Below are 22,166 nucleotides of genomic sequence, written 5' to 3' on the forward strand. Positions count from 1 at the left end.
GGCGAAACCGAAGACGCCACCATCGCCGACCTGGCCGTGGCGACCAACTGTGGCCAAATCAAAACCGGCTCACTGTCGCGTTCGGACCGTCTGGCGAAATACAACCAGCTGATCCGCATCGAGGAAATGCTGGGCGAAACCGCTGAGTACGCGGGTCGTTCGATCCTGAAGTGATCCGAATTTTTCGTTAAAAATTCGAAGCCCCGCTGGCAACAGCGGGGCTTTATTTTTTGCAGGCCAGTGCGTTTTGGAAACTGCTTGGGCCGGTGTGCGGGCCAATATCGCGCGCGCGCAACGTCCCGTCCGACAGAGTCGTCGCCATCACACGAGACCAATCCGCATTGGCGGTGATCAGCTCGGGCCCCTGCCCGCAATCGCGCACACCGCCGGAAATGAAATCTTCGCCAATGCGGTGGTTCGTCAGCCCGTCACGCTCGGCGACCAGCTCTAGCTTGCCGTTCTTATAGCGCCACACGCGCATCAGGCGGGCCAGATGCGGACGGTCGATATAGGCGATTTCAATATAGCCATCGCCATCCAGATCGGCGGCACCAATGGGCGCCAGCCAACGGTTGGTGCGCCCGATGTTGGGCGTGGCGGCCGCCAGTTTGCCGCGCCGGTCATAAATCGCCAGACGCGCGCCCAGTTTGACGTCACTTTGAACGGTGATCACTTCGGGCAGGCCATCGCCATCGACATCCACCAGACGTGGGGCGATGTCCTCAAACACCTGACCTTCGGGCAATACCACCCCTTTGGGGCAGGTGATCCGGCTGGTGTCACCTGCCTGACGCACATGGATGGCCAGCTCTTTGGTGTCGCGCAGCGGGCCCATGATGTTGTGACCATATTCCGAGGTCAAAACATCAAAGCCCGCATGCATCACCAGCTGTGCATCGGCGGCGATCCAGTTTTCGTGCTGTCCGCGCGGCGCTGTGTTGCTGAAGGTGACCTCGGCAAAGCGCCCGGGCAGGCCGATCCCATCGGTGATGGCATCGCAGGCCTGCGCGCCAGAGGCCACAAGCGCGGCCATCCCGGCAAGGAAAGCGCCGCGCAAAAGCATTAGATCTGGCGTTCGGGAAGTTGCACCACCAGACCGTCCATATCCTCGGTGACGGTGATCTGGCAGGTCAGGCGCGAGCGCCCGGCTTCGGGCTGGAAGGCAAAATCCAGCATGTCCTGCTCCATGGATTCCATATCGCCGGCTTTGGCATACCAATCGCCATCAATATAGGCGTGGCATGTCGAACAGGCGCAAGCCCCCCCACAATCGGCCTCGATCCCCGGTACATTGTTGTCACGCGCGCCTTCCATGACGGTCAGCCCTGCGGCCACGTCCACTTCGTGCTTGGTTCCATTGTGCTCGACATAAGTAATCTTGGCCATCTTGCCCTCTGGTCGTCTGATTCAAGTCCACCCCCAGATAATGCGCGCCCGCCCGATTTGCCAGTCCCGTAGCAAGATTGGGCTTCGCACTTTCTTGGGCGTGACAAAAGAGCTATGATAGAAGGCAATCAGGCCCCTCAGAGCCTTGGCAGAGCAGACAGATATGATCACCCGCCCTACCCTTGTGGCCCTTGCGGCCGCTATCAGCCTTACGGCCTGCCAGAACAGCCTGTCTGGCGCGGGCGTCACACGTCTGGAAGACGGGCAGCTCACGCACAGCCATGACACCCCGCCCCCCGGCGCCAAACCCGGCACCTGCTGGGGTACAGACGTGACCCCGGCTGTGGTGGAAACCGTGACGGAACAGGTTCTGTTGCAACCCGCCCAAGTCACCTCGGACGGGGCGGTGATCGCCCCTGCCCTGTACAAGACCGAAACCCAGCAACGCATCGTGCGTGAACGGCGTGAGATTTGGTTTGAGACGCCCTGTGACGGCCAGATGGACGCCGAGTTCATTGCCACGTTGCAGCGCGCGCTACAGGCCCGCGGGCATTATCGCGGGCCGATCAGTGGTGAAGTGAACACCGCCACCAAACGTGCGGTGCGCAGGTTTCAGTCAGAACAGGGGCTGGACAGCGGAATTCTGTCTATGGCGGCAGCGCGCCAACTTGGCATCGTAGACTATGACTTCAATGAATAGGGGCGCCCAAAGGCGCCCCTGAAACTGTTTGGTGTCTTGCGCGTTTACTCTTCGTCGATCGAGATCGCAACGAAACGCGGCTCGCCCTGACGGCGGATCAACAGCAAGAGCGACTTGCGTCCTGCCTCTTTTGCCTCGCCGATACGATCCTGGAACTCAGCGACCGCAGAAACTTTCTGCTGCCCAGCTTCGGTAATCACGTCACCGGCACGCAGACCTTTTTCATAGGCCGCGCTGGACTCGTCGACATTGGCAACCACAAGGCCCTCCATGCCGTCGGGCAATTCCAGTTGCGCGCGCATTTCATCGGTGATCGGGGTCAGGGTCATGCCCAAAACATCCGTCTCTTGCGGCTCTTCCTGGGGTACAGGCTGCACGGCAGGGACCGCGTTTTCAGCCGTTTCACGACGGCCCAGCGTGATCTTCAGCGTCTGGGTCTTGCCCTCGCGGAACACAACCACGCGCACCGAAGTACCTACGGCAGAGTTGCCGACCATGCGCACCAGTTCGCGGGTATCCGCCACGTCAGTGCCATCAAACGACATGATCACATCACCCGACAGGATACCGCCCTCTTTGGCGGGGCCTTCTGGCACGTCGGTCACCAAAGCGCCCGAGGCGCTTTCCAGACCAATGGCTTCGGCCACATCCGGGGTCACATCCTGAATGCGCACACCCAGCCAGCCGCGGCGGGTCTCACCGAACTCTTTGAGTTGATCCACAACGTTGGTCACCACATTGGACGCCATCGAAAAACCGATGCCGATGGACCCACCATTCGGAGACAGGATTGCGGTGTTAACGCCGATCACTTGACCGTCGGTATTAAACAGCGGCCCGCCCGAGTTGCCCCGGTTGATCGCCGCATCGGTCTGGATGAAGTCATCATAGGTGCCCGACAGAGCACGGTTGCGGGCGGATACGATCCCGGCAGAAACCGAGAAACCCTGTCCCAGCGGGTTGCCCACGGCCATCACCCAGTCACCGACACGGGCCAGATCACTGTCGCCAAAAGGCACGAACGGCAGCGGTTGATCGCTTTCGACCTTCAACAGCGCGATATCGGTTTTTGGGTCGGTACCAACAACTGTTGCCTCCAGTTCTTTGCCCGAGAAAAATTCGATGGTGATTTGATCGGCTTTCTCGATGACATGGTTGTTGGTGACGATGAACCCATCCTCGGAAATCACAAAGCCCGACCCAAGCGCCTGACTGCGGCGTTGACGGGGCTGATCACCATTGGGGTCCATGAAGTCACGGAAGAAATCTTCGAACGGAGAACCATCTGGCAGCTGAGGCCCTGGCCCCGCCGAGGTCTCCACGGTGGTCGATGTGGTGATGTTCACCACCGAAGGGCTGACCTGTTCGGCCAGATCCGCAAAGCTTTCGGGCATGCCGCGCGCGGTGGCGGCCATGGCCTGCGCAAGCACCAGCACGGCCCCCAACGCCATCACCCACATAAGGCGCATACGGCTTTGATGCTGAGCCTGCTCGGCAGGGATGGAAATGGACTTGGCTTGCAAATCAGAACCCTCCTGTTCTTGTTGGTATGGGCACGGCACTGCCGGCGCCCGCAATCTGCTTCTTCTTCACATGGGAAGCATGATCACATAATCAAACTTTTCACCGAAACTTCACGCGAGTGTGAAGGCCCCGGGCTTACGCCCACCTTCTCAGGTGCCAAGGCTTTGGGCAAGCCAAACCAAAGCAACACCCGCACCAATTGCCAACAATCCGATCAGTCTGCGGGTGTCTGGCGGGATGTCTTCAATCGCTTTGATCAGGTCTTCCAAACGCGAAGGGGCCAGTGCGAACACCAGCCCCTCGAAGACAAGGACCAAACCAATGGCCAGTATCAATGTGCCCATCAGGGGCGCTCGGCCTGTTTCAGGTACTCAAAGAATTCACTGTCAGGCGACAGCACCATCGACGAGTTGCCCCCCTGCAGCGCGCGGCTGTAGGCGGTCAGAGACCGGTAGAATTCAAAGAATTCCGTGTCGGCACCATAGGCTTCGGCAAAGATCGCGTTGCGTTCAGCATCTGCTTCACCACGTACGATTTCAGACTGACGGTTGGCTTCGGAAACCAGTTCCACCACCGTCCGGTCGGCCTGTGCACGCACACGCTGCGCGGCTTCTTCACCGCGTGCGACCTCGTCTGCGGCCTCGCGTTCCCGTTCAGCCCGCATCCGGGCAAAGGTGGCGGCAAGGTTTTGCTCTGGCAGGTCGGTGCGTTTCAGACGTACGTCGATCACCTCAAGCCCCAAACCGCGGGCTTCGGCAATGGCGGCGTTCCGAATACGCAGCATCAGCGCGAAACGGTCCGAGCTGAGGATATCGTTCGAGCTGACCGAACCCAAAATTTCCCGGGTTTCCGAACGCAGGATCGAATCCAGACGACGCCCGGCGATTTCAATCGCCTGATCGCCCGAGGCACCAGTAGCCTCGCGGAACTGGTTCACATCGGCGATGCGATAGCGCGCGAAGGCGTCCACAACCAGACGACGGTCATCCAGCGGGGTCACTTCCAGCGGGTCAACATCGCGGCTCAGGATACGGTCATCATAATAGACAACGGTCTGGATCGCCGGGATTTTGAACGCCAGCCCCGGCTCTTCTTTAACCGCAACAACCCGGCCAAACTGAAGTACCAGCGCTTTTTGCGTTTCCGAGACGATGAACACCGAGGACAACAGCCCGGCAATCACCAACACCACGATGGGCAGAAGGAATGTGGTCTTTTTCATGATCAGTTCCCCCCAGCCGGCTTACGCAGCTCGTTCAGCGGCAGGTAAGGCACAATACCCTGTCCCCCCTCGGCCTGATCATCCAGGATGATCTTGTCTACGTCGCCCAGCACCTGCTCCATGGTTTCAAGGTACAGACGCTTACGTGTCACTTCAGGCGCTTTGCGATATTCGTTCAGAACGGCGGTGAAACGGCTGGCTTCACCTACAGCTTCGTTAACGACCTGCGCGCGATAGGCTTCGGCCTCTTCCAGTTTCTGAGCGGCTTCACCACGGGCCCCTGCTACAACGCGGTTGGCATAGGCATCCGCCTGCTTTTCCAAACGGTCGCGTTCCTGTTCAGCAGCCTGAACTTCACGGAAGCTGTCGATCACTTCGCGCGGCGGGTCGGCCTTGTCAAAGTTCACACGCACAACGTTCATCCCACTGTCATAGCTGTCCAGCGTCGACTGGATCAGTTCTTTCAGGCGTTCAGCGATCTGACCACGGTCGCGGTTCAGGATCGGTGCCAGATCGGACTGAGCGATGATTTCACGCATGGCCGATTCCGACACGGCGCGGATCGTGGTGCGCGCATCGCGCAGGTTGAACAGGAACTTGGCAGCATCGTTGATGTTCCAGACGACCTGAAAATCAATGTCGACGATGTTTTCGTCGCCGGTCAGCATCAGGCCCGCATCCGCGCCCGCACTGCTCACCCCGATATCTTCGGTCTGTTCACGCGTCACCGGCAGAACCTGACGGGTCACAATCGGCCAAGGCGCAAAGTTCAGGCCCGGGTTGCCGACACAGGTGCCCCGACATTCCCCCAAGAACAGCTCTACTGACTGTTCTTCGGGCTTCACGGTGTAAAACGAGGCCAGCGCCCAAAGTACCAACGCTGCGACTGCCCCCAAAAAGAGCGTACCCTTGGTCAGGCCCGGCCCGCCAGAGCCACCGCCAGGACGCCCGTTGGGGCGACCACCGCCCCCGCGTCCGCCCATCAGCACTTTCAGCTGTTCCTGGCCTTTTTTCATAATCTCGTCGATCTCAGGGATCTGCGGGCCATCATCGCCGGGGCCTCGGCCGCCGCCGCGTGGGCCTTGCCCACCGCCGCCGCCAGATCCGCCCCCTCCCCAGGGGCCGCCGTTATTTCCAGACATGCAGGTTTCTACCTCTTCTCGTGTCGGTTGGTCTTTACATCAACTGGGGCGAAAGCCCCGTAAAATCAAGTTCTGCGCGTCGGTGTTTTCATCGTCACCAGCTCTTCGGACATGGTGGGATGCACCGCGACAGTGCGATCAAAATCTTCTTTTGTTGCCCCCATCTTGATGGCGATGCCCGCCAGCTGGATCAGCTCTCCGGCATGATCCGCAACGATATGGCACCCCAGCACGACGCGCGTGGTCTGACTTACGATCAGTTTCATCATGACACGGTCGTCACGACCAGCGAAAAGCGACTGCATCGGACGGAAAGCCGCGGAATAGACCTCGATCGGTTCTTTGGCGGCGGCTTCTTCCTCGGTCAGGCCGACCGTACCCAGTTCAGGTTGGGTGAAAACAGCGGCTGGAATCAGGTCATGATCGGGCTTGGTGGGGCGGCCGTGGAACACGGTTTCCACAAAGGCCACGCCTTCGCGAATTGCAACCGGCGTCAGGTTTACGCGATCCGTCACATCGCCAATGGCATAAATCGAGGGTACCGCGGTTTGCGAATAGTCATCGACCTCGATCGCACCGTTGCGCGCCGTTTTCACGCCAAGCTCATCCAGACCAAGACCAGCCGAGTTCGGCACACGGCCCGTGGCATACATAACCGCATCAAACGTGCCATCATGCCCGGTCGAGGATTTCACCGCGATCCCGTCATCGGTTTTGGCCATCGACAAAACGTCGGTGCCCACATGCAGGTTCACACCCTTTTCGCGCATCAGATCGGCCACGTGACCGCGGGCTTCGTTGTCAAAGCCACGCAGAACCTGTTCACCGCGATAGAACTGCGTCACCTCGACACCCAGCCCGTTCATGATGCAGGCGAACTCACAAGCGATAAAACCACCGCCCACGATCAGCAGGCGCTTGGGCAAGGCATCCAGATGGAACATCTCGTTCGAGGTGATCGCCAGATCGCTGCCTTCAAACTCGGGGATGAACGGGCGCCCGCCTGTGGCCACCAGAATATGTTTGGCCGTAAAGGTCTGGCCATCGGCCAGTTGCACCGTATGGGCGTCTTTCACCACGGCACGCTGGTGGAATATCTCGGCCCCGGCCTTGCCCAGGTTGGTGGTATAGATGCTTTCCAGCCGGGTCAGTTCAGCATGCATTTTGCCTTTGAACAGATCCCAGTCAAAGGCCCCATCCTGCACGTCCCAGCCATAGGCGCGGGCATCTTCGAACCCGTCTTTATAGCTCGAGGCAAACACCATCAGCTTTTTGGGCACGCAGCCGCGGATCACGCAGGTTCCGCCCATGCGGTATTCTTCGGCCAAAGCTACTTTGGCACCGGCTTCGCTGGCGGCCAGACGGGCCGCGCGCACGCCGCCCGAGCCGCCCCCGATCACAAACAGATCGTAGTCAAAAGTCATGGGATCGATTGCCCCTTTCAGAGGTCTGAGAACATGTTGTCATTGTCGAGGAAGTCGATTTTGTCTTCCTGCACGGTGCCTTCATTGATGTCGCGCAATTCGACACGCCCGTCGCCATGCCCGATCACCACGATGTCGCAGATATCAATGAAAAGCCCGTTTTCAACCACCCCGGGGATCTGATTTAGCACCAGCGCCAGTTGTCGGACATTGCCGATGCGGATCAGGTGGAGATCCAGAATGAAGTTGCCTTCATCGGTGACGAAAGGCGCGTCACCATTCATCCGCAACGAGGTTTCACGCCCCAAAACATCAAGATTGATGAGTGTTTCTTCCAGCAGCGCCTTGGTTGTCTGCCAGCCAAAAGGGATCACTTCGACCGGCAAAGCAAAGCTGCCCAGCTGCGCGACTTCCTTGGCGGCGTCGGTAATCACAATCATGCGATCCGAGGCGGTGGCCACGATCTTTTCCTGCAACAGCGCGCCGCCGCCGCCTTTGATCAGGTTCAGGTTCTCGTCAAATTCATCGGCGCCATCAATGGTCAGGTCCAGCCATTTGGCTTCATCCAGACTGATGACATCAATGCCGACCTGCCGCGCCAGCTCTGCGGTGCGCGTAGAGGTCGGAACGCCCCGGATACGCAGCCCATCATCGCGCACCAGCTCTCCCAGACACCGTACCATCCATGCTGCGGTCGATCCGGTTCCCAGCCCGACCCGCATGCCATCCTCCACATAATCGACAGCCCGTTTCGCAGCCACGAACTTGGCTTTGTCGATGGGGGAAAGCTCTCCGGTCATTGTGGTCTCCTGCGAGGGTTTGAGATGTTATATTAGATCAACGATGCAGGGGCGAGTGTGAATCGTGCCCAATTGCGCCTAAGCTGTTAGGGATTTTATCACCGCCTTCAGATGTGTACGTGGGACCATGGCAATCATGGCCCGCGCGTCAAGGGTAACCCTAAGCGGGTCACCGCAAACCTCGTTTGATGTGCCAATCATCCCTGTCGGTGAAAATTCCAGCCCCTCAAGCGGCCAGCGCAACCCGGTGCTCTGGCCCTGAACCGGACCCATGGGAAACAACGAAAACCGCGTGCCAACCGGCAAAGTCATGCGGAGTTCAAGCGGGCACAAGAACGCCACGTCCTGTTCCCCGATCAAGATGCAAGGCTGCTGTGGCTGTCGTACCAAAACGTTCAAGGCCGCCAGCGAATGATCCAGCCGCGCGCCAAGAAAGCCCAGCGCCAGGACCAGCGGCGCTTTCACTGATCGCAAGGCTTTGTCGAAATCAGTGCTGTCTTGTTCCGGGATGTGATGTATCGCGCTTTCCGGCACGGCTGCGCGCGCACCGGGTGAAATAGAATCCAAATCCCCGATCACCGCCTGCGGGACGACACCGGCCGCCAGGGTTTTGTCAGCCCCGCTATCTGCTGCGACAAGCACCGGCGCAATGGTTAACGCAGCCTGCAGGTCTTCCGCGGCCAGATCACCGCCGCCAACAAGGGTGATCATTTCCGATACATCTACAATCACACCGCACGCGCCCTATTCTTGCTCATTTGGGGCAATAAAACACATTCTTGTCATGATTAATCCCCCCAAAAATCCCAGTTCTGTTCCATTTCAGGAAACAGCCTATGGTAAACAGGTCATCACAAATTGTGAGAGGACACGAGCAAGTAATGGTTGGTGCGAGTAAAATTCTAACGGTGTCATACGGCACTTTCTCCTGCACGCTAGAGGGATTCGATGATTCCTTTGGCACGATGAAGGCCATTGCCGAGTACTTCCGGGACCTCGCTGCGGATGACCGTTACTTTGGGGCGGAACCTCCGACCCCGGATGCAGAGATGTTGCAACGGATCGCGGAACGCGAAATCAGCAAACGTGTTGAAGCGCGCGTTGATGGCGACGGCGTTGTCCTGCGCCCGACCGATGCGCCCGAAGCTCAGGCAGTGCCAGCCGCTGCACCTGCGATTGAACAGGCTCCTGCGCCCCAACCTGCCGCTGCTCCTCAACCCGCCCCCGCCCCAATGGCCCCTGTTGCGGCCCCGGTCGTCGAAGCAGAACCCGAGCAAGACGCGCCGGTCGAAACCGCGATGGAAGACATCGTCGAGACACCGACCGCTGAAGCCGCGCCCGTTCCGCAAGTCGCCCCGATTGAGGAAACGCCTGAGGAAGAAGTCGCCTTTGAAGCCGAAGCAGAGCTTGCCGAAGAGACCGACCTGCCTGCCATCGAAGAAGACATTCTGGGCGACGCAGAGCTGGCTGACAGCTTTGAAGCCGAGGCCGAGCCCGTGCTTGAAGCCGTTGCGATCCCCGAAGAAGACTACGCGCCTGAACCTGCCGAGCCTGACGAAGATCTGGGCAATGTGGCTGCAAAGCTGGCCCGCATCCGTGCCGCTGTGCATCAGGAACCCGAAGCCGAGCCCGAGCCTGAGTTCAGCGAAGATCAGCATGCCGACACTGAAGCAGAGGTCGCGCTTGAAGATATCGCCGAGTTCGAAGACGAGGCCGAATTCGAGGACGAGGCAGAAGAAGAACCGTTTGAACTGAACCTGCCCGCCGAAGAGGCTGCCGAGGAAGTTGAGCAGGCCATAGACGCTCCTGCTCCGCTGATGTCGCAAGAGCCGGTCGAAGACTTTGACGAGGACCTTCTGGATGAGGTCGCTCTGGATGAAGACGATCTGCAAGACGACGCATCGCTGAGCGACGAACTGATTGAAGATGCTCTCGAAGAAGAGACGCTGGCCGAACCTGAAGCCGACGACGACGACGCGCTGGCCGATGCCCCCGAATTCGACGAGACACTGGACGACGCGTTTACCCAGACTGCGCCAGATGACTCTCATGTCGACACCGACATGATTGATGACGAAGAGTCGCCGCTGGCGGGTCGTGTTATCGTACGTCGCAAGAAGATGAGCGACGAAGAGCGGGCTGAACGCCGTCGCGCACGTCGCGCAGCCGCTGAACAAGCGCGCAACAGCGATCCCGAAGCCGGAGAAGGGCGTACCGAAGCCGCCGCGCGGGCCCGCGCCCGCGTCTTGAAAGTCAAACGCGCCGACCTGATTGACGACGCGCCGCAGCCCGCGGCGACGCAAGAACCGACCCCGGCCGCCGAATCGACCCTATCCGCCGAGGCCGAAGCCGAACTGATGGCCGAACTGGCCGAGGTCGAGCGCGATTCTGCCCGCGGGTCCGAGGATCATTCCGACGGTCGTGATCGTCTTAAGGCCTCGGGGCTGAATGGCGATGACAACGCTGTGTCGCGTCTTGTCAGCGAGGTGAATACCAAGCTGGAAGGCTCTGAACATCGCCGCAAACGTTCCGCCATCGCGCATCTGAAAGCCGCTGTTGCCGCCACCGCCGCAGAGCGTTTTGGACGTGGGAAAGCCGGAGATGAGGCCGAAGAAGAGGCGCGCGAAAGCTATCGCGATGATCTGGCCAAAGTGGTGCGTCCGGCCAAAGCCGAAAAGATGCCACCGCTGATGCTGGTATCCGAGCAGCGCATCGACGACGCGCCCGCACAGCCTGCCGCCCCTGCCCCCCGCGTGGCGCACCGTCGTTCAGGCAATCTGGCGCTGCAGGATGAAGACCTGCTGGATGCACGCGCCCCGGATGCAGGCAACATCTTTGCCGATGAAGATGGTTTCTCGGATTTTGCGGAACGTATGGGCGCCGATAAACTGCCCGACTTGCTAGAGGCAGCTGCCGCCTATTCCATCGCGGTCGAAAATCAGGAGTTCTTTACCCGCCCGCAGGTCATGGGGCTGGTATCCGAGGCCATGGGCGATCAGCCCCTTGCCCGCGAAGACGGTCTGCGCGCCTTTGGCGCCTTGCTGCGCGAGGGCCGGATCGAGAAAGTTAAACGCGGTAGGTTCACCATTTCTCAAACATCGCGGTTTATACCCCGATAACTGACGATTGTGGTGACGAGTGTCGGCGGAGGACCTATTGGTCTTCCGCCTTTTTCGTTTCTGTATCAGCGCCTTGCGCGACGTCCGGGTCGGCCTGACCGACACCTTTGAAGACGAACTTAAAGGGCAGCGCCCACAGAATACCCAGCACAATATAGACCGCCAGTTCGATCAACAAACCAGGGCGTTCATCAAACAGGCTCAGCACCCACCAGACGGCGGCAATATAGGCGGGCAATCCCAGCAGCAGGATCACCAAAGACCAACGCCGGCGCGCTTTGTACGACAGCGCCATCAGTCAGAAAACGGGTCGGTCACCAGAATGGTGTCCTCCCGCTCCGGGCTGGTGGAAACAAGGGCCACCGGGCAGTCGATCAGCTCTTCGACGCGGCGCACATATTTGATGGCGTTTGCAGGAAGATCGGCCCAGCTGCGCGCGCCTTCGGTCGATTCCGACCAGCCGTCGATATCTTCATAGATCGGGGTACAGCGCGCCTGCTGATCAGCGGCGGTGGGCAGATAATCCAGCTTTTCACCATCCAGATCGTAACCGACACAGATTTTCAGGGTTTCGAACCCGTCCAGCACGTCCAGCTTGGTCAGGCAGATGCCCTTGATGCCCGAGGTCGCGCAGGTCTGGCGCACCAATGCAGCATCGAACCAGCCACAACGACGCTGACGGCCGGTGGTGGTGCCAAACTCGTGCCCGCGCTCGCCCAGACGCTGACCATCGGCATCGGGGCTGCCATCGGCGTTCAGCAGCTCGGTCGGGAACGGGCCTTCGCCCACACGTGTGGTATAGGCCTTCACGATGCCCAGAACGTAGTCAATCGAGCCGGGGCCGATGCCCACACCGGTCGCGGCTTGGCCTGCAATCACGTTGGACGAGGTCACAAACGGGTAAGTCCCGAAATCAATGTCCAGCAACGCGCCTTGTGCGCCTTCAAACAAGATACGTTTGCCCGATTTGCGCTTTTCGTTCAGCACTTTCCACACCGGCGCGGCGTAGGGCAGGATTTCAGACGCGATCTCGCGCAGCTGCGCGATCAGCGCATCACGGTCGACGGGCTCGATCCCCAGACCTTTGCGCAGCGGGTCGTGGTGCTGCAAGGCGCGGTCCACACGGGCCACAAGCGTCGCATCATCGGCCAGATCGGCCACGCGGACCGAACGACGACCCACCTTATCTTCATAGGCCGGGCCAATGCCGCGGCCGGTGGTGCCGATCTTGGTGCCTTTGGACGCGGCTTCCTCGCGGGCGCGGTCCAGCTCACCATGGATCGGCAGGATCAGCGGGGTGTTCTCGGCGATCATCAGGGTTTCGGGCGAAATCTCGACGCCCTGCGCCCGAACGGTCTCGATTTCCTTCAGCAGGTGCCAGGGGTCCAGCACCACACCGTTGCCGATGACCGAAAGCTTGCCACCGCGCACCACGCCCGAGGGCAGCGCGTGCAACTTGTAAACCTTGCCATCAATGACCAGCGTATGGCCTGCGTTATGACCGCCCTGAAAACGCGCAATTACATCTGCGCGCTCTGAAAGCCAGTCCACGATCTTGCCTTTTCCTTCGTCACCCCACTGGGCGCCGACGACGACGACATTGGCCATAGCTGATCCTTAATCCTTTAGGAAAACCCGGCACCGTATAGACTCGGGAACAGGGCAAGCGCAATTGCGTTTTACGCAAAAGACTGGACACAAACGCCGCATTGCGGCACCACTTAGTAAAAACCAGAGGGACAGATGACGGGCATCTTCGTGCGATGGGTGTTTGCGTTCTTGTTGCTGAGCGTAACCTTCAACCCGACGCAACTGAATTACGTTCAATGGGCACGCAGCTCTTATACCCAAGAGCTGCCCCTGACCGTTTTCTTCGGCTTATTGCTTCTGATCGGCTATATCATTTACCTGCGTGCGACGCTGCGTTCTATCGGGGCGGCGGGCATGTTTTTGGTGGCTGCCCTGGTTGGGACCATGGTTTGGGTGCTGATCGACTGGGGCGTTCTGACGCTGGAAAACAGCCACTTTAACCTGTGGCTGGGCATTTTCGCCATGTCCGTGGTGTTGGGCATTGGCCTAAGCTGGAGCATGGTGCGGCGCCACCTGTCCGGTCAGATCGACATGGATGATATTGATCAGTAAACCCACCCAACAGGGGTTGCGATACCCCGCGCATGGGCCTAAGTAGAGCCGTCAAAGAACAGCCCCGGGCCCTGCCACTATGGAAAACGTACTCCTGATCGTCCATCTGATCCTAGCACTGTGCCTTATCGGCGTCGTGCTACTGCAACGCTCAGAGGGCGGCGGTCTTGGAATGGGCAGTGGCGGCGGCGGTGGTACCGGCGTCATGTCGGGGCGCGCTGCTGCCTCGGCGATGGGCAAACTGACCTGGGTCTTCGCAATCGCCTTTATCTGCACCTCGATCCTGTTGACTGTTATGGCCGCACGCAATGCTGCTGACAGTTCGGTTCTGGATCGTTTGGGCACACCGGCAGCCGAAGAATCGGTACCTGCGGATGATGGTAGCGCGCTGCTGCCGCCGCCCGTTCCCAGCGCAGATGACACGCTTTTGCCGCCCCGCGCGGAGTAATCCTACCTACTAATTGTTGATCCGGCCCGTTTTCGGGCCGCAGCATCTTGCGGTCTTATTGCGGCGCGCGTGCGAATCCGTTATATCTTAAATCCCGTGATGCTGTGGCTTTTGCAGGCCGAATCAAGCAGCCAACAAACTAACAATCACGGGGGATGCCAGCCCTATGGCACGGTTCATTTTCATTACAGGCGGTGTGGTTTCATCATTGGGCAAAGGCCTTGCTTCGGCGGCTTTGGGCTCTTTGTTGCAGGCGCGGGGCTATTCGGTCCGTTTGCGCAAGCTGGACCCGTATCTGAACGTCGATCCCGGCACCATGTCGCCGTTTGAACACGGCGAGGTGTTCGTTACCGATGACGGCGCTGAAACCGATCTGGACCTTGGCCATTACGAACGCTTCACCGGCGTCCCCGCCCGCAACACCGATTCCGTCAGCTCGGGCCGGATTTATTCCAGCGTGCTGGAAAAAGAACGTCGCGGCGATTACCTGGGCAAAACCATTCAGGTCGTCCCCCATGTGACCAATGAGATCAAAGAGTTCCTTGCAATCGGCGAGGATGAGGTTGATTTCATGCTCTGTGAAATCGGCGGCACCGTGGGTGACATCGAAGGCCTGCCCTTCTTTGAAGCCATCCGTCAGTTCAGCCATGACAAGCCGCGCGGCCAGTGTATTTTCATGCACCTGACGCTGCTGCCCTATCTGGCCGCCTCGGGCGAATTGAAAACCAAACCGACCCAGCACTCGGTCAAAGAACTTCAATCCATCGGCATCGCCCCCGACATTCTTGTGTGTCGGTCCGAACAGCCGATCCCGGAAAAAGAGCGCAGCAAGATCGCCCTTTTCTGTAACGTGCGCAAAGAGGCCGTTGTGGCCGCGTATGATCTGAAATCCATCTATGAAGCGCCGCTGGCCTATCACCGCGAGGGGCTGGATCAGGCCGTTCTGGATGCCTTTGCGATTTCGCCCGCTCCCAAGCCCGATCTGCGTGTCTGGGAAGATGTGGCCGACCGCATTCACAACACCGATGGCGCGGTGAACGTGGCCATCGTGGGCAAATACACCCAGTTGGAAGATGCCTATAAGTCGATCAAAGAGGCCCTGACCCATGGCGGCATGGCCAATCGGGTCAAGGTGAACGTGTCTTGGGTCGATGCCGAAGTGTTCGACACCACCGACCCGGCCCCGCATCTGGAAGGCTTTCACGCGATTCTGGTGCCCGGCGGCTTTGGCGAACGCGGCACCGAGGGCAAGATAAAAGCGGCGCAATTCGCTCGCGAACGTGGCATCCCCTATCTGGGTATCTGTCTGGGCATGCAGATGGCCGTGATCGAGGCCGCACGTAACGTGGCAGGCATGGCGAATGCCGGCTCCGAGGAATTCGACCACGAAGCCGGAGAAAAACGTTTTACCCCCGTGGTTTACCACCTCAAGGAATGGGTGCAGGGCAACAAGACCGTCGCCCGCAAAGTCGGCGACGACAAAGGCGGCACCATGCGTCTGGGCGCTTACTCGGCGACCCTCACCGAAGGCTCCAAGGTTGCGCAGGTCTATGAAGGCACCGCGATCGAAGAGCGCCATCGTCATCGTTACGAGGTCGACACGAAATACCGTGCTAAGCTTGAAGAGCAGGGGCTGCTCTTTTCAGGCATGTCGCCCGATGGCCGCCTGCCCGAGATTGTCGAATGGAAAGATCATCCTTGGTTCATCGGCGTGCAGTTCCACCCGGAACTCAAATCCAAACCTTTCGCGCCGCACCCGTTGTTTGCCGACTTCGTGCGCGCGGCGGTGGAAACCTCGCGCTTGGTCTGATTGCGGCTTTGCTGTGCGCCGGGGCGGCTGTTGCTGGCCCGGTCGACCCTGCCCCCTATGATCAGGTGGCGCAGGCCACGCGCGGCGAAATCCGCTTTGATGCCCTGCCTGAACAGGCCTATCCGGGGTTCAATCTGGACCACGGTCTGGCCTTTGACGATGGCCATATCGGCGAACATTTCGCCGGTCAGGCGATGGATGAAATCACCTATCTGGGCAACCGGTTCGACAGCTTGTCCAACCCGGCCCCCTCGGCACCGCTGACCCTGCGCATGGGGCCTGCGGGCACCAACTTATCGGTATCGCGTCACCGGGTCTTTGACTCGAATGTTCTGTACCCTTTGGGGCCTTTGGGTCAGCCCCATCCCCAGGCACGCGGCGAGGGCATGGCCGCCTTTCTGTTTGACCAAGACATCTGTCAGTTCGGCCTGAAAGTGCACACCCAATACGAAGATGATCTGGGCACTCTGGCCGGGCATTTGGGCGCCGTGGAGGTGCTGTTCTTTGGCCGCGATGGCGCGTTGATTGACCGGCACGATCTGCGGCTGCCCGCAGGAATTTCCGATCTTGGGTTTATCCGCAGTGCAGGCGCCGCTGACATCGCCGGCGTACAGGTTCTGAACCTCGACCCGGGCGGAATCTCTATAGATGACGTTGTGTATGGCTGCGCGCCATTTCTGGGTTAGGCTGGACGCACATCTTCCTGCCCGCTATCACTTGGGAAACCGACACATCTCAAGGCCCGGCACCACCCATGTTTCAAGGATTGCTTTCCCGCCTGTCCAGCCCCACCCCTATTGAGGCAACAGACACCCAGCTGGCACTTGGCGCTTTGTTGGTGCGGGTCGCCAAATCAGACAGCCACTATGACGCAACCGAGATCGGCCAGATCGACAAAATCCTGTCAGCCCGCTTTGGCCTGAACCCAGTCGAAGCGATGAAGCTGCGCGCCCAATGCGAGCACCTAGAGCATGACGCCCCCGACACGCAGGACTTCGCCGCCAAGGTCAAAGAGCTGGTCTGTTACGAAGAGCGCTCTGCCATCGTGGCAGAGGTCTGGAATGTAGTCATGGCCGACGGCGTAGAGCGCAACGAGGAAAAATGCCTCTTTACCGCGATCTCCGATACGCTGGGCGTGGACACTGCGGATTTGCGTGATCGCCAGGCCTGACCTATATCACCTGACATGTTTGGTAATATCCTTTCCCGCTTGATCCAGCCTCAGCCCGAACGGCTGAACGATGATGACGCCCGGCTTGCCTTGGGGGCGCTGATGGTGCGCATTGCCCGGTCTGATGGCGAATACGCCCATGAAGAGGCCGAACAGATCGACCTGATTCTGGCCACGCGCTATGGCCTGCCCGATAATGACGCCCAGACCCTGCGCCGCCAGTGCGAAGCGATGGAGGCCGAAGCCCCCGACACAGTCCGCTTTACCCGCGCCATCAAAGACGCCGTCGCCTATGAAGACCGCGAAGGCGTGATCGAGGCCCTGTGGCAGGTGGTTCTGGCCGACGGCATTCGCGACCACGAAGAAGACGCGCAACTGCGCCTTCTGGCGAATCTGTTGGGGGTGAATGACCGCGACTCGAACCTTGCCCGAAAGCGGGTTGAAGCACGACTCGCTTGAACTGTTATAACATCTACGCTTAATTGATGGCGCCGGGCCCGGTCCGGCGCCTGTTTTGTGGACGTGACCCAGCGTAAATCTGGATCAAACGTTGCCAAGGCGGGTTTTTTGCGCCCAACTTGGGGTCGACCCACAACAAATAAGCGGATTCACGTGCCACTCAACGAACCGCCCGTCATCGAGATTAAGAACCTTCACAAAAGCTTCGGCGCGCTCGAAGTGATCAAGGGGGTCGATATTGTCGCCCACAAGGGCGATGTCGTGTCGCTGATTGGCTCCTCTGGTTCTGGCAAGTCCACCATTCTGCGCTGCGCCAACCTTTTGGAAAACAGCCAAAAAGGTGATATCCTGTTCGAAGGCGAACCGGTCAAATGGAAGGGCACAGGCGCGTCCCGCGTGCCCGCCGACCGCAAACAGGTCATGCGTATCCGCACCAACCTGTCGATGGTGTTTCAGCAGTTCAACCTGTGGTCCCATATGACGATCCTTGAAAACGTCATGGAGGCCCCGGTCACCGTGCTGGGCCGCGACAAGGCCGAGGTTGAGGCGTCAGCGCGCAAGTATCTGGATAAGGTCGGGATCGGCGACAAATGCGATGCCTACCCCGCACAGCTTTCAGGCGGCCAGCAACAGCGCGCCGCTATCGCGCGCGGGCTATGCATGGAGCCGCGCGCCCTGCTGTTTGACGAGCCGACCTCGGCGCTGGACCCGGAACTCGAACAAGAGGTGATCAAGGTCATCAAATCGCTGGCCAACGAGGGCCGCACCATGCTGATCGTCACCCATGACATGCGCATGGCCGCCGATATCTCGGATACGGTCGTGTTTTTGCATCAGGGAAAGATCGAAGAACAAGGCGATCCCGCCGACATTCTGGTCAATCCCCAAACCGAACGGCTGAAACAGTTTCTGTCTGCGACTGCGCCAGCCTGAACAACAAGAACCTTCAACATGGGAGTTGAGAATATGAAACATCTTCTACTTGGCGCAGCTGCTTTGGCCGTAACAGCCAGCATGGCCCTTGCGGGCGGTCATTCGGTTGTGCGGATGGGGACCGAGGGCGCTTACGAGCCATGGAACTTCATCAACGACGCCGGTGAAATCGACGGCTTTGAGCGCGAGCTGGGCGACGAGCTGTGCAAACGCGCCGAGCTGACCTGCGAATGGGTCAAGAACGATTGGGACAGCATCATCCCCAACCTTGTGTCGGGCAACTATGACACCATCATCGCGGGCATGAGCATCACCGCCGAACGCGACGAAGTGATTGATTTCACCCAGCCTTACACTCCGCCAGATCCCTCGGCCTATGTCGCGCTGGACGCGGGTCTGGACGTTGAAGGCGCGGTGATCGCCGCACAGGCCACCACCATTCAGGCGGGCTTTATCGCTGAAAAAGGCTGGACCCTGATTGAATTCGCCACGCCCGAAGAAACCGTTGCCGCCGTACGCAACGGCGAGGCCGACGCGGTTCTTGCCGACAAAAGCTTCCTTGATACCGTGGCCGGCACCGACGGTCTGGTGATGCTGGACCGCATGGAGGCCATCGGCGGTGGCGTGGGCATGGGCCTGCGCGAATCCGACGCTGAACTGCGCGCCAAGTTCGACGCGGCCATCACCTCGATGAAGGAAGACGGCACCCTGAACGCGCTGATCGCCAAATGGGAAGTTGCCTCGCAATTTTAATCTGATCCCTTAACGGGTCCTTGGGTCCGCGCGCGTCGCGGGCCCATCAATTTGAAGACGGGCTTGCATGTTTTCCTACTGCACCGATCCATCCTCGCTTGAGGGGCTGACATGGCTCAGCTGTTACCTGACCACGGGCAAGCACATGGGCCTTTACGTGTCGGTTGTGGTGGTGCTGGTGTTGCTGGCCATCACGGCACCTGTGGCGCTGGCGTTTGGTTTTGCGGGCGCTTCGGCCGCACGGTCGCGCATCTGGCCCATCGCATGGCTGGGCAAGGGCTATACCTCGATCGTGCGCGGCGTGCCCGACATCGCGTTTTTTCTGTTTTTTGTCATTGCGTTAGACCAAGGATTTGAATGGCTACGCCATCAGGTATTCTGCCCCGACTGGGAACACCCGATCCGTCAGGGCAATGATTTCGTCGTGTGCACCGCCGCCAAACTGCCGCTGTCAAACGCGCCGCAATGGGTGCATGAAACCTACGGCTTCTTTCTGGCAGTCCTGACCTTTGCCATCGTCTTTGGCGCCTTTGCCGCGAACGTTCTGTTTGGCGCCATGCGCGCCGTGCCCCGCGCCCAAATGGAAACCGCCGAGGCTTACGGCATGTCCGAACGTCAGGCGTTCTGGCGCGTTCTGGTGCCGCAGATGTGGGTCTATGCCCTGCCGGGCCTGTCGAACCTGTGGATGATCCTGATCAAGGCCACGCCCCTGCTGTTCCTGCTGGGGGTCGAAGACATCGTCTATTGGGCCCGCGAGCTGGGCGGCACCAAGAACGCCCGCTTCACCGACTACCCGCACGGCGACTGGCGCATGTGGTATTTCATGGCGCTGATGGTGTTCTACCTGTGCTTTACGCGGGTGTCCGAGATCGTGCTGGACCGCATCATGGCCAAGCTAACCCACGGACAAGCCACCGCCGCCGGTGAGGCCCAACGAAAGGCCGCAACATGAGCTGCCTTGAGACCATCGCGGATTACAGCCTGCGCTCTATCGGCATTGGCGAACGCCTGCTCCCGCGCGAAGATTTCACCCTGTGCCAACAGTTCACGCTGATCGGCTCGGGCATGTTGTGGAACATCTATTTCGGCGTGCTGGCTCTGTGTGCCGGGTTCTTTCTGGCGGTCAGCGTCGCGGTCGGCAAAGCCTCACACATCAAGGCGATCCGCAAACCGGCCGAATGGTTCATCTTTGTCTTTCGCGGCTCGCCGCTCTTTGTACAGTTCTTCTTTGCCTACTTCCTGTTCCTGTCGCTCAAACAATCCGTCCCGTTCTTTTCGCCACTGACATCGGCTTGGCTGGGGGCGCTGGTGGTGCTGTTCCTGAACACCGCCGCCTATTCGGGCGAGATTTTCTATGGCGCGCTGCAATCCGTGCCCAAGGGCGATCTTGAGGCCGCCGATGCCTACGGCCTGACCGGCTGGGCGCGGTTTCGCCGCGTCACCTTCCCGACCATGCTGCGCCTTGCATGGCCCGCCTATACCAACGAGGCGATCTTTCTGTTCCACGCCACAACGCTGGTGTTTTTCTCTGGCTTTCCGACGCTGAAACAACAGGGCGACGCGCTCTATTACGCCAGCTACTTTGCCGACAAGACGTTCAACCCGTTCGTCCCCTACCCGATCCTGGCCTTCTACTTTATCCTGTTGACCCTGACGGTCATTGCCGGGTTCGGGCTCATCAACCGGCGCCTGAACCGGCACTTGCCGCATACGCGGCGCAAGAAACTCAAGATCAGACCCCAAATCATCCGATGACTGACTATCTGACCGCCCACCCCGAAATCCATACGATCCGCATCGCGGCCTGCGACCTGAACGGGCAACCGCGCGGTAAGCGCCTGCCGGCCCGGTTTGCTGGCAAGGCCGAACAGGGTGGCACGCGCTTTCCCATGTCGGTGCTGAACCTGGACATATGGGGCGACGATATCGAAAACAGCCCGCTGGTTTTTGCCTCGGGTGACCCGGATGGCACCCTGCACCCGACCGAGCGCGGTTATGTTCCAATGCCATGGCTGGACGCCCCCAGTGCGCTGTTGCCGGTGTGGATGTCTCATGACGATGGCACCCCATTTGCAGGAGACCCCCGTCATGCGCTGGCGGCGGTGCAGGATCGTTACAAAGCACGCGGCCTGACCCCCGTGGTCGCGACCGAGTTAGAGTTCTACCTGATCGACGACAGCGGCGATGAATTGCGCGTTCCCGCCTCCCCTCGTTCAGGGAAACGGCGACTGGGCGCAGACACCCTGTCACTACGCACGCTGGACGCGTTTGATGGCTTCTTTACCGAGCTTTACGATGCCTGCGAAGCGATGGATATCCCTGCCGACGCAGCGATTTCGGAATCCGGCTGGGGCCAGTTTGAGATCAACCTGATGCATCAGGACGACGCGTTGAAAGCCGCCGATGACGCCTGGCTGTTCAAGATGCTGGTGCACGGTCTGGCGCGCAAACACGGGTTTGCGGCCAGTTTCATGGCCAAACCCTATCCCGACTATGCAGGCAACGGGATGCACACGCATTTTTCGGTGCTGGATAATGACGGCAACAACATCTTTGATGATGGCACCGCGCGTGGGTCGGATGACCTACTGGCCGCCGTTGCCGGGTGCCTGCGGGCGATCCCGGCCTCGGGGCTGATCTTTGCGCCCCATGGCAACTCCTATGATCGGATGGTGCCGGGAGCCCATGCGCCGACCTCAATCTGCTGGGCCTATGAAAACCGCACCGCCGCCGTGCGCGTGCCCGGCGGCAGCCCCAAGGCCCGCCGGATTGAACACCGCGTCGCAGGCGGTGACATCAACCCCTATCTGATGCTGGCCGCCGTGCTTGGCGCGGCGCTAACAGGGATCGAAGACGCCCTGACCCCGCCCGACCCAATCACCGGCAACGCCTATGATCTGGACCTGCCGCAAATGCCCGACAGTTGGCAGGCCGCAATTGCTGAACTGGAAACCAGCACCGTGATGCACCGTATCCTGCCCCAGCAACTGATCGAAAACCTGATCCTGACCAAAAGACAGGAAGCAACGAAATATGCCCAGTTGGAGCGCGCCGATCAGATCGCGCTCTATCTGGATACCGTCTGACACCGCCCTTGCCCGACCCGTATCGGCGCTGTAGCTTGCGTGTTATA

The 22,166-nt window shown here is 59.7% G+C and carries 24 protein-coding genes and 1 pseudogene; 14 read left to right on the top strand and 11 right to left on the bottom strand.

The features are described 5' to 3' along the window. Positions 1–174: pseudogene (gene eno / locus ATO10_RS16230) on the top strand (phosphopyruvate hydratase); the annotation flags it as partial. A 49-nt stretch (positions 175–223) separates the two neighbouring features. On the opposite strand, the gene ATO10_RS11135 reads toward eno, so the two are convergent. After that, positions 224–1,063: an FG-GAP repeat domain-containing protein gene (locus tag ATO10_RS11135; RefSeq protein ID WP_081806506.1), complete on the bottom strand. Its 840-nt coding sequence runs from the start codon at positions 1,061–1,063 to the stop codon at positions 224–226. Beyond that, positions 1,063–1,386, bottom strand: coding sequence for a 2Fe-2S iron-sulfur cluster-binding protein (locus ATO10_RS11140; protein ID WP_035251495.1), 324 nt, complete (start codon positions 1,384–1,386; stop codon positions 1,063–1,065). The genes ATO10_RS11135 and ATO10_RS11140 overlap by 1 nt, the downstream gene beginning before the upstream one ends. A gap of 163 nt (positions 1,387–1,549) precedes the next feature. On the opposite strand from ATO10_RS11140, the gene ATO10_RS11145 reads away from it, so the two are divergent. Beyond that, entirely contained in the window at positions 1,550–2,086 is a 537-nt protein-coding gene (locus ATO10_RS11145; protein ID WP_081806514.1) for a peptidoglycan-binding domain-containing protein, read from the top strand. Between the two features lie 44 nt (positions 2,087–2,130). Here the strand turns inward: ATO10_RS11145 and ATO10_RS11150 are convergent, their stop codons facing one another. The 7 genes from ATO10_RS11150 to ATO10_RS11180 form a co-directional block, all read right to left on the bottom strand. After that, complete coding sequence (locus ATO10_RS11150) at positions 2,131–3,555, bottom strand: DegQ family serine endoprotease (protein WP_051598128.1); 1,425 nt, start codon at positions 3,553–3,555, stop codon at positions 2,131–2,133. A gap of 204 nt (positions 3,556–3,759) precedes the next feature. Then, the gene (locus ATO10_RS11155; protein ID WP_035251499.1) at positions 3,760–3,954 is read right to left on the bottom strand and encodes a DUF2065 domain-containing protein; all 195 of its coding nucleotides are present in this window, start codon (positions 3,952–3,954) and stop codon (positions 3,760–3,762) included. Further along, positions 3,954–4,832, bottom strand: coding sequence for a protease modulator HflC (hflC, locus tag ATO10_RS11160; RefSeq protein WP_035251501.1), 879 nt, complete (start codon positions 4,830–4,832; stop codon positions 3,954–3,956). Before hflC ends, ATO10_RS11155 begins: the two co-directional genes overlap by 1 nt. A gap of 2 nt (positions 4,833–4,834) precedes the next feature. Continuing rightward, positions 4,835–5,974, bottom strand: a complete 1,140-nt coding sequence (hflK, locus tag ATO10_RS11165; protein ID WP_035251503.1) for an FtsH protease activity modulator HflK — start codon at positions 5,972–5,974, stop codon at positions 4,835–4,837. A 65-nt stretch (positions 5,975–6,039) separates the two neighbouring features. Then, positions 6,040–7,398 carry a glutathione-disulfide reductase gene (gene gor, locus ATO10_RS11170; protein ID WP_035251505.1) on the bottom strand — a complete coding sequence of 453 codons (1,359 nt, stop codon included), beginning with the start codon at positions 7,396–7,398 and terminating at the stop codon, positions 6,040–6,042. A 17-nt stretch (positions 7,399–7,415) separates the two neighbouring features. Beyond that, the gene (gene rpiA, locus ATO10_RS11175) at positions 7,416–8,198 is read right to left on the bottom strand and encodes a ribose-5-phosphate isomerase RpiA (RefSeq protein WP_035251508.1); all 783 of its coding nucleotides are present in this window, start codon (positions 8,196–8,198) and stop codon (positions 7,416–7,418) included. Between the two features lie 78 nt (positions 8,199–8,276). After that, the gene (locus tag ATO10_RS11180) at positions 8,277–8,930 is read right to left on the bottom strand and encodes a thiamine diphosphokinase (RefSeq protein ID WP_337588306.1); all 654 of its coding nucleotides are present in this window, start codon (positions 8,928–8,930) and stop codon (positions 8,277–8,279) included. Positions 8,931–9,079: 149 nt separating this feature from the next. Here ATO10_RS11180 and ATO10_RS11185 point away from each other — a divergent pair, with 149 nt between their 5' ends. After that, positions 9,080–11,317, top strand: a complete 2,238-nt coding sequence (locus tag ATO10_RS11185) for a hypothetical protein (protein ID WP_155886755.1) — start codon at positions 9,080–9,082, stop codon at positions 11,315–11,317. Positions 11,318–11,351: 34 nt separating this feature from the next. On the opposite strand, the gene ATO10_RS11190 is transcribed toward ATO10_RS11185, so the two are convergent. After that, positions 11,352–11,612, bottom strand: a complete 261-nt coding sequence (locus ATO10_RS11190; protein ID WP_051598103.1) for a DUF2842 domain-containing protein — start codon at positions 11,610–11,612, stop codon at positions 11,352–11,354. Further along, positions 11,612–12,925: an adenylosuccinate synthase gene (locus ATO10_RS11195; protein ID WP_035251513.1), complete on the bottom strand. Its 1,314-nt coding sequence runs from the start codon at positions 12,923–12,925 to the stop codon at positions 11,612–11,614. Before ATO10_RS11195 ends, ATO10_RS11190 begins: the two co-directional genes overlap by 1 nt. Before the next feature lie 135 nt (positions 12,926–13,060). On the opposite strand from ATO10_RS11195, the gene ATO10_RS11200 reads away from it, so the two are divergent. The 11 genes from ATO10_RS11200 (at position 13,061) to ATO10_RS11250 (ending at position 22,119) form a co-directional block, all read left to right on the top strand. Continuing rightward, positions 13,061–13,459 carry a DUF6524 family protein gene (locus ATO10_RS11200; RefSeq protein WP_035251515.1) on the top strand — a complete coding sequence of 133 codons (399 nt, stop codon included), beginning with the start codon at positions 13,061–13,063 and terminating at the stop codon, positions 13,457–13,459. Positions 13,460–13,538: 79 nt separating this feature from the next. Then, on the top strand, positions 13,539–13,907 hold the full coding sequence (gene secG / locus ATO10_RS11205; RefSeq protein ID WP_035251517.1) for a preprotein translocase subunit SecG: 369 nt from the start codon (positions 13,539–13,541) through the stop codon (positions 13,905–13,907). Positions 13,908–14,073: 166 nt separating this feature from the next. Then, positions 14,074–15,717 carry a CTP synthase gene (locus tag ATO10_RS11210; protein WP_035251519.1) on the top strand — a complete coding sequence of 548 codons (1,644 nt, stop codon included), beginning with the start codon at positions 14,074–14,076 and terminating at the stop codon, positions 15,715–15,717. A gap of 8 nt (positions 15,718–15,725) precedes the next feature. After that, positions 15,726–16,403 carry a hypothetical protein gene (locus tag ATO10_RS11215; protein WP_035251521.1) on the top strand — a complete coding sequence of 226 codons (678 nt, stop codon included), beginning with the start codon at positions 15,726–15,728 and terminating at the stop codon, positions 16,401–16,403. Between the two features lie 68 nt (positions 16,404–16,471). Then, positions 16,472–16,888, top strand: coding sequence for a tellurite resistance TerB family protein (locus tag ATO10_RS11220; RefSeq protein WP_035251524.1), 417 nt, complete (start codon positions 16,472–16,474; stop codon positions 16,886–16,888). A 15-nt stretch (positions 16,889–16,903) separates the two neighbouring features. Beyond that, positions 16,904–17,347 carry a tellurite resistance TerB family protein gene (locus tag ATO10_RS11225; protein WP_035251526.1) on the top strand — a complete coding sequence of 148 codons (444 nt, stop codon included), beginning with the start codon at positions 16,904–16,906 and terminating at the stop codon, positions 17,345–17,347. A gap of 153 nt (positions 17,348–17,500) precedes the next feature. Beyond that, positions 17,501–18,280, top strand: a complete 780-nt coding sequence (locus ATO10_RS11230) for an ABC transporter ATP-binding protein (protein ID WP_051598104.1) — start codon at positions 17,501–17,503, stop codon at positions 18,278–18,280. Positions 18,281–18,313: 33 nt separating this feature from the next. Next, positions 18,314–19,033 (top strand): transporter substrate-binding domain-containing protein, encoded by a 720-nt coding sequence (locus ATO10_RS11235; protein WP_035251529.1) that lies wholly within the window; start codon positions 18,314–18,316, stop codon positions 19,031–19,033. A gap of 67 nt (positions 19,034–19,100) precedes the next feature. Continuing rightward, positions 19,101–19,985, top strand: coding sequence for an ABC transporter permease (locus tag ATO10_RS11240; RefSeq protein WP_035251531.1), 885 nt, complete (start codon positions 19,101–19,103; stop codon positions 19,983–19,985). Next, positions 19,982–20,788, top strand: a complete 807-nt coding sequence (locus tag ATO10_RS11245) for an ABC transporter permease (protein WP_035251533.1) — start codon at positions 19,982–19,984, stop codon at positions 20,786–20,788. The genes ATO10_RS11240 and ATO10_RS11245 overlap by 4 nt, the downstream gene beginning before the upstream one ends. Beyond that, a complete protein-coding gene (locus ATO10_RS11250) occupies positions 20,785–22,119 on the top strand; it encodes a glutamine synthetase family protein (protein WP_035251534.1) in 1,335 nt (444 codons plus the stop codon). The genes ATO10_RS11245 and ATO10_RS11250 overlap by 4 nt, the downstream gene beginning before the upstream one ends. Positions 22,120–22,166: the final 47 nt, after the last annotated feature.

Source organism: Actibacterium atlanticum (genome assembly GCF_000671395.1).
GTDB lineage: Bacteria > Pseudomonadota > Alphaproteobacteria > Rhodobacterales > Rhodobacteraceae > Actibacterium_D > Actibacterium_D atlanticum.

What these genes read in the sequence shown, in the direction of transcription:
- ATO10_RS11135 (WP_081806506.1), bottom strand. Translation starts at nt 1,063, where the DNA reads ATGCTTTTGCGCGGCGCTTTCCTTGCCGGGATGGCCGCGCTTGTGGCC.
- ATO10_RS11140 (WP_035251495.1), bottom strand. Translation starts at nt 1,386, where the DNA reads ATGGCCAAGATTACTTATGTCGAGCACAATGGAACCAAGCACGAAGTG.
- ATO10_RS11145 (WP_081806514.1), top strand. Translation starts at nt 1,550, where the DNA reads ATGATCACCCGCCCTACCCTTGTGGCCCTTGCGGCCGCTATCAGCCTT.
- ATO10_RS11150 (WP_051598128.1), bottom strand. Translation starts at nt 3,555, where the DNA reads ATGCGCCTTATGTGGGTGATGGCGTTGGGGGCCGTGCTGGTGCTTGCG.
- ATO10_RS11155 (WP_035251499.1), bottom strand. Translation starts at nt 3,954, where the DNA reads ATGGGCACATTGATACTGGCCATTGGTTTGGTCCTTGTCTTCGAGGGG.
- hflC (WP_035251501.1), bottom strand. Translation starts at nt 4,832, where the DNA reads ATGAAAAAGACCACATTCCTTCTGCCCATCGTGGTGTTGGTGATTGCC.
- hflK (WP_035251503.1), bottom strand. Translation starts at nt 5,974, where the DNA reads ATGTCTGGAAATAACGGCGGCCCCTGGGGAGGGGGCGGATCTGGCGGC.
- gor (WP_035251505.1), bottom strand. Translation starts at nt 7,398, where the DNA reads ATGACTTTTGACTACGATCTGTTTGTGATCGGGGGCGGCTCGGGCGGC.
- rpiA (WP_035251508.1), bottom strand. Translation starts at nt 8,198, where the DNA reads ATGACCGGAGAGCTTTCCCCCATCGACAAAGCCAAGTTCGTGGCTGCG.
- ATO10_RS11185 (WP_155886755.1), top strand. Translation starts at nt 9,080, where the DNA reads ATGGTTGGTGCGAGTAAAATTCTAACGGTGTCATACGGCACTTTCTCC.
- ATO10_RS11190 (WP_051598103.1), bottom strand. Translation starts at nt 11,612, where the DNA reads ATGGCGCTGTCGTACAAAGCGCGCCGGCGTTGGTCTTTGGTGATCCTG.
- ATO10_RS11195 (WP_035251513.1), bottom strand. Translation starts at nt 12,925, where the DNA reads ATGGCCAATGTCGTCGTCGTCGGCGCCCAGTGGGGTGACGAAGGAAAA.
- ATO10_RS11200 (WP_035251515.1), top strand. Translation starts at nt 13,061, where the DNA reads ATGACGGGCATCTTCGTGCGATGGGTGTTTGCGTTCTTGTTGCTGAGC.
- secG (WP_035251517.1), top strand. Translation starts at nt 13,539, where the DNA reads ATGGAAAACGTACTCCTGATCGTCCATCTGATCCTAGCACTGTGCCTT.
- ATO10_RS11210 (WP_035251519.1), top strand. Translation starts at nt 14,074, where the DNA reads ATGGCACGGTTCATTTTCATTACAGGCGGTGTGGTTTCATCATTGGGC.
- ATO10_RS11220 (WP_035251524.1), top strand. Translation starts at nt 16,472, where the DNA reads ATGTTTCAAGGATTGCTTTCCCGCCTGTCCAGCCCCACCCCTATTGAG.
- ATO10_RS11225 (WP_035251526.1), top strand. Translation starts at nt 16,904, where the DNA reads ATGTTTGGTAATATCCTTTCCCGCTTGATCCAGCCTCAGCCCGAACGG.
- ATO10_RS11235 (WP_035251529.1), top strand. Translation starts at nt 18,314, where the DNA reads ATGAAACATCTTCTACTTGGCGCAGCTGCTTTGGCCGTAACAGCCAGC.
- ATO10_RS11240 (WP_035251531.1), top strand. Translation starts at nt 19,101, where the DNA reads ATGTTTTCCTACTGCACCGATCCATCCTCGCTTGAGGGGCTGACATGG.
- ATO10_RS11245 (WP_035251533.1), top strand. Translation starts at nt 19,982, where the DNA reads ATGAGCTGCCTTGAGACCATCGCGGATTACAGCCTGCGCTCTATCGGC.
- ATO10_RS11250 (WP_035251534.1), top strand. Translation starts at nt 20,785, where the DNA reads ATGACTGACTATCTGACCGCCCACCCCGAAATCCATACGATCCGCATC.